Annotated in this window: 11 protein-coding genes; 6 read left to right on the top strand and 5 right to left on the bottom strand. The window is 71.3% G+C overall.

Annotated elements, in window-relative coordinates; genetic code table 11:
• Positions 1-31: 31 nt before the first annotated feature.
• From C569_RS0126230 to C569_RS0126210, 5 genes are read right to left on the bottom strand one after another with little or no spacing between them, the layout of a single operon-like run.
• The gene (locus C569_RS0126230; protein WP_018788711.1) at positions 32-253 is read right to left on the bottom strand and encodes an MbtH family protein; all 222 of its coding nucleotides are present in this window, start codon (positions 251-253) and stop codon (positions 32-34) included.
• On the bottom strand, positions 250-504 hold the full coding sequence (locus C569_RS0126225; protein ID WP_018788710.1) for a phosphopantetheine-binding protein: 255 nt from the start codon (positions 502-504) through the stop codon (positions 250-252). The genes C569_RS0126230 and C569_RS0126225 overlap by 4 nt, the downstream gene beginning before the upstream one ends.
• Complete coding sequence (locus C569_RS0126220) at positions 501-1,853, bottom strand: lysine N(6)-hydroxylase/L-ornithine N(5)-oxygenase family protein (RefSeq protein WP_018788709.1); 1,353 nt, start codon at positions 1,851-1,853, stop codon at positions 501-503. The genes C569_RS0126225 and C569_RS0126220 overlap by 4 nt, the downstream gene beginning before the upstream one ends.
• Positions 1,854-1,909: 56 nt before the next feature.
• Entirely contained in the window at positions 1,910-2,554 is a 645-nt protein-coding gene (locus C569_RS0126215) for a GNAT family N-acetyltransferase (protein ID WP_018788708.1), read from the bottom strand.
• The gene (locus C569_RS0126210; RefSeq protein WP_231394896.1) at positions 2,554-3,549 is read right to left on the bottom strand and encodes an ABC transporter substrate-binding protein; all 996 of its coding nucleotides are present in this window, start codon (positions 3,547-3,549) and stop codon (positions 2,554-2,556) included. The genes C569_RS0126215 and C569_RS0126210 overlap by 1 nt, the downstream gene beginning before the upstream one ends.
• A gap of 150 nt (positions 3,550-3,699) precedes the next feature.
• On the opposite strand from C569_RS0126210, the gene C569_RS0126205 reads away from it, so the two are divergent.
• From C569_RS0126205 to C569_RS0126180, 6 genes are all read left to right on the top strand, one after another.
• Positions 3,700-4,473: a 2,3-dihydro-2,3-dihydroxybenzoate dehydrogenase gene (locus tag C569_RS0126205; protein WP_026268667.1), complete on the top strand. Its 774-nt coding sequence runs from the start codon at positions 3,700-3,702 to the stop codon at positions 4,471-4,473.
• Between the two features lie 20 nt (positions 4,474-4,493).
• Entirely contained in the window at positions 4,494-5,648 is a 1,155-nt protein-coding gene (locus C569_RS0126200; protein ID WP_018788704.1) for an isochorismate synthase, read from the top strand.
• Positions 5,645-7,237: a (2,3-dihydroxybenzoyl)adenylate synthase gene (locus C569_RS0126195; RefSeq protein WP_018788703.1), complete on the top strand. Its 1,593-nt coding sequence runs from the start codon at positions 5,645-5,647 to the stop codon at positions 7,235-7,237. The genes C569_RS0126200 and C569_RS0126195 overlap by 4 nt, the downstream gene beginning before the upstream one ends.
• A gap of 3 nt (positions 7,238-7,240) precedes the next feature.
• Positions 7,241-7,867, top strand: coding sequence for an isochorismatase family protein (locus tag C569_RS0126190; RefSeq protein WP_018788702.1), 627 nt, complete (start codon positions 7,241-7,243; stop codon positions 7,865-7,867).
• Positions 7,868-8,227: 360 nt separating this feature from the next.
• Complete coding sequence (locus C569_RS32675) at positions 8,228-8,719, top strand: transposase family protein (protein WP_018788701.1); 492 nt, start codon at positions 8,228-8,230, stop codon at positions 8,717-8,719.
• Positions 8,682-8,912 (top strand): transposase (locus tag C569_RS0126180; protein WP_026268672.1); only part of this gene is annotated, 231 nt, incomplete at its 3' end. The genes C569_RS32675 and C569_RS0126180, both read left to right, overlap by 38 nt.

The following is an 8,912-nucleotide window of genomic DNA, read 5'->3' as shown; positions in this document are numbered from 1 at the left end:
CGGCATCGACGGCGGGTCGCGCACCGGTGGTTCAGGCGGTCTGCGCGTCCATCGCGCGGATGAGACTGGCCGGCCGCATGTCGGTCCAGCTCTTCTCCACGTATTCGAGGCAGTTCGCGCGGCTGTCCTCGGGGTGCACCACGGCCCAGCCCGGTGGCACGTCGGCGAAGGCCGGCCACAGCGAGTGCTGGTTCTCGTCGTTGGCGAGGACGAGGTATGTGGCGTCGTCGTCCTCGAACGGGTTGATCGTCATCGGGTCGCGTCCTCCTTCTGTGCGGTCATCAACGACCACCAGCCGTTGACGGTGGGGTGGTCGGCCAACTCCACGAAGCCGAGCCGTACGCCGCCGGACCGCCACCGCTCCACCAGTGTCATCAGCCGGATCGAGTCGAGTCCGACGTCGATCAGGTCGTCGTCGGGACCGAAGCCGTCGACCGGCTCGCCGAGCAGTTCGGCGATCTGCGCCTGGAGTTCGGCGGCGGACGAGGGCGCTCCGGCGGTCACGAGCGGGGCCCGGTCGCGAGGAGGGCACGCGTCGCGGCGGCCGGTGCCGGACGGCGCTCGGCGAGCCCGGCGGCGACCGAGGCGACGATCTCCCCCGACCGGACGGCCACGGCCGACAGCAGCGTGGAGGTTATCCCGTGCGCGTGCTCGGTTCCGCCCTGCAGGTAGACACCGGCTCGCAGCGCGGCGTCGGTGACCACCCGGTAGTCGCGGCCGACCCGCAGCAGACCCTCGTCGTCGCGGTGGCAGCGCGGCTCGGTCGCACCGAGCAGCCGGGCCGCGTCGACCGGCCGGTAACCGGTGGCGAACACGACCGCGTCGGCGGCGAGTGGAGTCAGCTCACCGGACGGCAGGTGTTCGATCACCAGGTCGACGCCGTCCGGGCGGGGGCGCAGGTCGGTGACGCGGGAGGCGTTCATCATCCGGAGCCGGTCCCGGCCGAGCACCCGCTCCTGGTAGGCGCGGCGGTAGAGATCGGTGATGAGGTCGCCGTCGACCACCGAGTAGTTGGTGTTGCGGTGGTAGTCGAACAGCATCCGCTTCACGTCCGCCGGTGCGTCGTAGTAGACGTCGACGGCGGCCGGATCGAAGATCCGGTTGGCGAAGTTGCTGTCGTCGGCCGGGCTGTAGCCGTAGCGGAAGAAGACCGAGCACACCTCGGCGCTCGGGTACCGCTCGTGCAGGAACGCGACCGACTCGGCGGCGCTCTGGCCGGCGCCGACCACCACGAACCGCCGCGGCTCGGCCACCTCGAAGGCGGCGGCGCGGTGCAGGATGTCGAGGTTGTGCCAGACCCGCTCGGCGGGGGTCACCTCGGGCGGCAGGCTGGACTCCAGGCCGACGGCGACGACCACGTTGCGGGCGCGGAACACCCGGGTGTCGCCGGCGTGCCGGGCGATCACGTCGAGCGCCCAGGCCTCGCCGTCAGGGCCGGTGACCGGTACGACGTCGGTGACGGTGTGGTCGTACGCGACCCGGTTGCGCATCCGCCCGGCGGCCCAGCTCAGATAGTCGTGGAACTCCGCCCGCAGCGGGTACATCGACTTGTAGTTGATGAAGTCCGCCAGCCGGTCGTGGGCGTGCAGGTAGGACACGAAGCTGAAGTCACTGGCGGGATTCCGCATGGTGACCAGGTCCTTGAGGAATGACACCTGCATCGTGGCGTTGTCGAACAACATCCCGCGATGCCAGCCGAAGTCCGCCTGCTTCTCCAGGAAGAGCGCCTCGACACGGTCCTCGACCCGTTGACACCGGGCGTTGTGCTCGTCGACGGCGATGGCGGTGGCCAGGTTGGACGGTCCGAAGCCGATACCGATGAGATCGTGGACCTGAACGTCCGAGGGGACCAAGACAGTGCCCTTTCCGTGGGCGACGCGGCACAGGTCGTGCACGAGGTTAGGCTACCCTAACTAGGCAGCTGCGGTAAAGACTCGCGCTCGCAGGACATCAGCGTCGCCCGCTTGTGCCCGAGGTCCACCTCGGACATCGGGCTGAATCCGGCGTGCCTGAACATGCGGCGGGCGACCTCGTGCCGGACGTCGGGATCGGCGACGATCCGCCGGCACGCGGGATCGGCGTCGAACAGGGCCTGCGCCAGCGTCCGCACGAGATTCCGGCCGACCCCACGACCGGTCGCCTCGGGCGGCCCGATGGCGATGTGGACGCCCAGGTCGTGGACCTGGGCCGGGTAGTGTCGGCCGACCACGTCGCGCGGCGTGCGGTAGACCTCCAGGTAGGCGAGGTCCAGCCCGCCACGCGCGGCGATCAGCGGCCGGGTGCATTCGCCGTCGAGTTGCCGCCGCAGCACCGCCGCCCAGCGCTCGGCCGGCCACGCCTGCTCCCAGAAGAGGTCCACGTGCGGCCGGGCCATCCAGTCCGCGACGAGATCGGCGTCGCCGCACCGAGGGTCGGCGAGCCGGAACCGCCAGGCCTCCCCGGTGTCGGATCCGGCCGGGCCGGGCAGCGGCGGCGGCCCGGCCGCCAGCACCCTCGGATCGAGGTCGTCGGTGACCTCGCGGAAGGACACCGACGACCAGGCCGCCGCCCCCATCAGGAGGCCGCCGCCGCGGCGACCGTGGGCAGCACGTTGTCGATGAAGTACGGGGTCGACAGCGGGCTGGGGTTGCGCAGCGAGGTGAACTGGACGAGGTTCAGCGGGACGTACCCGCCGCCCTTGACCGCCGTCAGGTTCTTGAACAGCGTGTTGGCCTCCAGCGCCGACTTGAACTGCGGCTCGGTGGCGTACACCATCACCACGTCGGCGTCGATCGTGGCGATCTTCTCCAGGCTGAGCGTGACCGCGAAGTCCTCGCTCTTCAACTCCTTGACCGCGGGGGCGAGTTCCATGCCGAAGGCGTTGAACGACTTGACCCCGGTGTCCTCGGGCGAGCGCAGCACGCCGATCGTGCCGGCCTCGAACGCCTGGGAGAGGCTGAAGGTCTTGCCGACGAGAGCCGGGTACGTGGTGCGGACACCGGCGATCTTCGCCTCGACGTCCTTGATGATCTGCTCGCCCTGCTCGACCTTGCCGACCAGTTTGGCCACCTGGCGCAGAGTGGTCTGCCACGGGTCCTCGAAAGGCCCGGTCTCGTACGCGGTGGTCGGCGCCAGCGGGGAGAGCGCCTTGTACTCCGAGTCGACGTAGTAGTCGCCGCCGGCCAGCACCAGGTCCGGGTTGAGCTTCGCGACCTGTTCCGGGTCGACCCCGTTCTCGCCCGGCTCGAGGACCGTGGGCTGGCCGGTGAGCTTCGGCTTGGCCCAGGGCGTGATGCCGCCCTCGTGCACCGAGGCGCCGACACCGACCGGCTGGATTCCCAACAGCAACAGGGCGTCGAGGTCGGCGTCGGAGAGCGCCACGATGCGCTCGGGCGCCTTCTCCAGCGTCGTGGTGCCCAGCTTGTGGTTGAGGGTCACGGGGTACGCGGCGGCGCCGGAGGAAGCTTCGGTGGCCGGTGCGGACGAATCGTCGTTGCCGCAGGCCGCGACCGTGCCGCCGGCGAGCGTGAGCACGAGCACCGGGACCAGGGCCCGCATATTGATGGACATAGGTATTCACCTTCGCTTGTTAGGTTCGCCTAACCTAAAATATGATCGGCTCCGACCACAAGCCCGGGCCCCTGTGGTGCCGTCGGCCCATGCGGTACAGTCTCGTCGTTAGGGAAGCCTAACCTAATCGAATGAAGGAGCGCCGCACTGATGACACCCGACGGCATCAGCGGCCGCACAGCGCTGGTCACCGGAGCGGCGCGGGGCATCGGTGCCGCGGTGGCATCGGCGCTGGCCGCGCGCGGCGCGCTCGTGGCACTGACTGACGTGGACGGTGAAGCGGTCGGCCGGCGCGCCGCGACACTGCACGGCGCCCGCGCCTATCCGCTCGACGTCGCCGACGGCGCCGCCGTCGAGCGGGCGTTCACCGCCGCCGAGACGGACCTCGGCCCGGTGGAGATCTGCGTGTCGGTCGCGGGAATCCTGCGTCCCGCACGCCTCCTGGCGACGACCGACGCGGACTGGCGCGCCACGTTCGACGTCAACACCACCGGAGTCTTCCACGTGCTGCGGTGCGCCGGACGGCGGATGGCGGCCCGCGGCCGGGGCAGCATCGTCACGGTCAGCTCGAACGCAGCCGGGATTCCCCGCGTCGGGATGGCCGCCTACGCCGCGGCCAAGGCCGCCACCACCATGCTGACCAAGTGCCTCGGCCTGGAACTCGCCGAGCACGGCGTGCGCTGCAACGTGGTCGCCCCGGGCTCCACCGACACCGCGATGCAGCGGGCACTGTGGACCGGTCCCGACGACGCCGCCGCGGTGATCGCGGGTTCCCTGACCGACCACCGCACCGGTATCCCGCTGGGCCGGCTCGCCGACCCCGCCGACATCGCCGACGCCGTCCTCTTCCTCGCCTCCGACCAGGCCCGTCACATCACGATGCACGACCTGTACGTCGACGGCGGCGCGACCTTGCGCGCCTGACCACCGGGAGAACCCCACCGATGACCACCGCACAGTTCGACGCCATGTCCACCGACGCTCTCGCCCTGCTCACCGAGTACCGCCCGGAGACGCCGTTCTTCTTCGCCTCGCCGCGGGGCACGATCGCCACCGAGGGCCGGTACTTCACGGTGCCGGACGACCGGGATCCGGCCGGGGCCGTCCGCGGGGTGCTCGACCTGGCGGCCGGCGACGGGCACGACGCTCCCGTCGTGGTCGGCGCCGTGCCGTTCGACAGCCACGCCGGCCCGAAACTCAGCGTGCCGCGGCGCGTCCACCGCGCCGGACCGCTGCCGGACCGCATCATCGCGCCCGGCACGCCGGTGACCGCCGGTGCCCGCACCGTCGAGGTTCCGGCCAGCGCCGCGTACGTCGACGGGGTGCGGCGGGCGGTGACCCGGCTACGCGCCGGGGAACTGGACAAGGTCGTGCTGGCCCGGGCCCTCGACGTCACCACCGACCGGGCCATCGACATCGGGCTGCTGCTGCGTCACCTGGCTGCCCGGGACCCCGGCGGCTACACCTTCGCCGTCGACCTCGCTCCCGGCACCCTCGTCGGCAACAGTCCCGAGCTGCTCGTCTCCCGGCGGGGCGACCTGGTGACCGCGAACCCGCTCGCCGGCTCGCTGCCGCGAAGCGCCGACCCGATCGAGGATTTCGGGCAGGCCCAGGCGCTGCTCGCGTCCCGCAAGGACCGGCGCGAGCACGCGCTGGTCGCGGAGGCGGTGGGCGAGGCACTCCGCCCGTACTGCACCGACGTCGAGGTGCCGGCAGAACCGTCCCTCCTGCGCACCGCCGCGATGTGGCATCTCTCCAGCGTGGTGCGGGGCCGGGTCGCCGACCCGGCGATCAGCTCGCTGACGCTCGGCATGGCGCTGCACCCGACGCCGGCGGTGTGCGGCACCCCGACCGGTGACGCCCGCGCCGCCATCGCCGAGTACGAAGACTTCGACCGCGGCTTCTACACCGGCATGGTGGGCTGGGAGAACGCCGACGGCGACGGCGAGTGGGTGATCGCCCTGCGGTGCGCCGTCACCCATGGACGCACCGCTCGCCTGTACGCCGGCGCGGGCATCGTCGCGGACAGCGACCCCGACGCCGAACTCGCCGAGACCACTGCAAAGTTCCGCACGATGCTCGCCGGGCTCGGCCTGTGACGGATCTGACCCCCTGGCCCCCGGCCCTCGCCGAGCGCTACCGGGCCGCCGGCCACTGGCGGGGCCAGTCGTTCAGTGCCGCGTTGCGGGACTGGGCCGCGCGCCACGGCCACCGCCTCGCGGTGGTCGACGGCGAGACCCGGCGCACCTACCGGGAACTCGACGAGCGGGCCGACCGGTTCGCCGCCGGGTTCGCCGTCCGAGGCATCCGCACCGGCGACCGGGTGGTGGTGCAGCTGCCCAACACCGCCCACTTCTTCGACATCGTCTTCGGCCTGTTCCGGCTCGGCGCGGTGCCGGTGTTCGCGCTGCCCGCGCACCGCGAGAGCGAACTCGGCTACTTCTGCCGGCACGCCGAGGCGGTCGCCCTCGTGCTGCCCGGCGTCCACGACGGCTTCGACCACCGCACGCTGATCCCTGCGATCCGCGCCGCCGCGCCGAGTGTGCGTCTCGTTCTGGAGGCCGGCGCGGACTTCGGCGCCGACCCGGTCGACCTGCCCGACCCGGCCGCCGACACCCTCGCCTTCCTGCAACTCTCCGGCGGCAGCACCGGCCTGCCCAAGCTCATCCCCCGCACCGCCGACGACTACCTCTACAGCGTGCGGGAGAGCGCGGACATCTGCGGCCTCTCCACCGCCTCGGTCTACCTCTGCGTGTTGCCGGTGGCGCACAACTTCACGCTCAGCTCCCCCGGCGTCCTCGGCGTGCTGCACGCCGGCGGCGTGGTCGTGATGTGTCCCCGGCCGGCACCGGACACGGCGTTCCCCCTGATCGAGCGGGAGCGGGTCACCCTGACCGCCCTGGTACCGCCACTCGCCCTGGTCTGGCTGGCCGCCGCCGAGCACACCGGACACGACCTCTCCAGCCTGGAACTGCTCCAGGTGGGTGGCGCCAAACTCCCCGCCGAGACGGCGCGACGGATCCCGCCGGTGCTCGGCTGCGCCGTGCAGCAGGTCTTCGGCATGGCCGAGGGGCTCGTGAACTACACCCGGCTGGGCGATCCGGCCGACCTCGTCGAGAACACCCAGGGCCGACCCATCTCCGCCGACGACGAACTGCTCGTCGTCGACGACCACGACGTGCCGGTCGCCGCCGGGGATACCGGTCATCTGCTCACCCGTGGCCCGTACACGATCCGCGGCTACTTCCGGGCCGACGAGCACAACGCCGTGGCCTTCACCCCGGACGGCTTCTACCGTACGGGCGATCTGGTCCGGCTCACGCCCGAGGGCTATCTGGTGGTGACCGGCCGGGCCAAGGACCAGATCAACCGGGGCGGCGAGAAGGTCGCCGCCGAGGAGATCGAGAATCACCTGCTCGCCCACCCGGCCGTGCACGACGCCGCCGTGGTCGCCGTGCCCGACCCCTACCTTGGTGAACGCACCTGCGCCTTCGTGACCCTGCGGCCCGGCGACGCCCGGCCGACCGCCGCCCAGCTACGCTCCTTCGTCCGCTCCCGGGGACTGGCCGCGTACAAGGTGCCGGACAAGGTGAGGATCGTCGACGAGTTTCCGGTCACCGGGGTGGGCAAGATCAGTCGTACCGATCTGCGCGCCGCGCTGCGCGCCCAGCTGACCCAGGAGGCGTGAGCCGTGTCGCTGCCCGAGATCCCCGGCTATCCGCTGCCGATCGAGCGGGAACTGCCGGCCAACCGGGTTCAGTGGCGGCCGGATCCGGCACGCGCCGTCCTCCTCGTCCACGACATGCAGCGCTACTTCACCGCGCCCTTTCAGGGTGCCGAGCCGCTCGCCCGGGCGGCGGCGAACATCGCCGACCTGCGCAAGGTCTGCGACGATCTCGGCATTCCCGTCATCTTCACCCGGCAACCCGGTGGGCAGAGCCGCCACGACCGCGGGTTGCTGCTCGACATGTGGGGATGGGGCCCGCCGGCCGACCCGGCGGCCGTTGCGTTCCACGACGAGTTGCGGCCCGCCGAGAGCGACCATGTGGTGGAGAAGCGTCGCTACAGCGCCTTCGTCGACAGCCCGTTCGGCGACCTGCTCGGCGACCGTGACCAACTGCTGATCACCGGCATCTACGCGCACATCGGGGTCGCGGCGACGGCGTGCGACGCCTTCATGCGGGGTATCCAGGCATTCGTGGTCGGTGACGCGGTGGCCGACTTCACCCGCGCCGACCACCTCGCCGCGCTGCGCTACGTGGCGCGGCGGTGCGGGATGGTGCTCAGCCTGGAGCAGGTGCGCGCCTCGCTCGGCTGAGCCAGTGGTCCCGCCCGCGGCGCATCACCACGGCCGGACGCAGGCGCGACGCGGAATCGGCGACGACGCGATGGACCCCGCCCGCGTCGGGAGGTCGCGTGACGCACGGTCTCGCACCACGCGCCGTCGGCCAGTGGAAACCAGGCTGCGAGGCCCCGAATTCCGCGATCTCGCGAATTCAGCTGTCACCCCAGGGCTCCGGCAAGGTAGCGATATGGCCGTTGTGGGCGTTTGGGTGTAGACGCTCCGGATCATGGTGGTATAGAGGCGGGCGCGGCCTTTCGATGATCATCCAGGTGTCGAGTCTGGGAAGATCAAAGAGGACCACGCCCGTTGGGATCATCATCGCTGATTGACGTTGTGACCGTGCACGCGGACCGCCTGGACGAGCCGGTGCCGGTCGGGCGCCGGTCGAGCCTGGTCGGGGCATTGGCGGCAGTGCCGGACCGGCGAGACCCTCGCGGTGTCGTCCATGCGCTGCCCGGAGTCCTGGCCACACTCGTCGCGGCGGTACTGACCGGTGCCCGCTCCGTAACGGCGGTCGCGGAATGGGCCGACGACGCGCCGCAGCAGGTTCTCGCCGAGCTGGGCGTGTTCCGGGATCCGTTCACCGGCCGGTTCCGGGCTCCGGACGAGTCCACGTTCCGGCGGATCCTGGCCGGGATCGACGCCGACGCCCTGGACGACACAGTCGGCCGGTGGATCCTCGCGTCCCGGCCGCCAGCGGGCGGTGGACGGCAGGTGTACAGCGTGAAGTTCCCCCTGCGGACCGGACACCCTGAGCCCAGACAGCGGTCTGGGGAAGGATGTCCTGGTGGCACGTTCATCGAAGTACCCCGAGCAGTTCCGTAGGGACGCTGTTGATCTGGTCCGTTCGTCGGGTCGATCACTGCGTGAGGTCGGTCAAGAACTCGGCGTCAACCACGAGACGCTGCGGAACTGGGTCAACGCCGCGAAGACCGCCGAGACCGCCGCCCGGGTTCGCGGGCGGGCCGGTGACCCGGTCGACGCCGACGAGCGCGAGGAGCTGCGTCGGCTGCGCAAG

The organism is Micromonospora sp. CNB394 (assembly GCF_000374985.1).
Taxonomy (GTDB): Bacteria; Actinomycetota; Actinomycetes; order Mycobacteriales; family Micromonosporaceae; genus Micromonospora; species Micromonospora marina.
The sequence above is the reverse complement of the archived record's forward strand: the minus strand, read 5'-3'. Positions and strand labels throughout refer to the sequence as shown.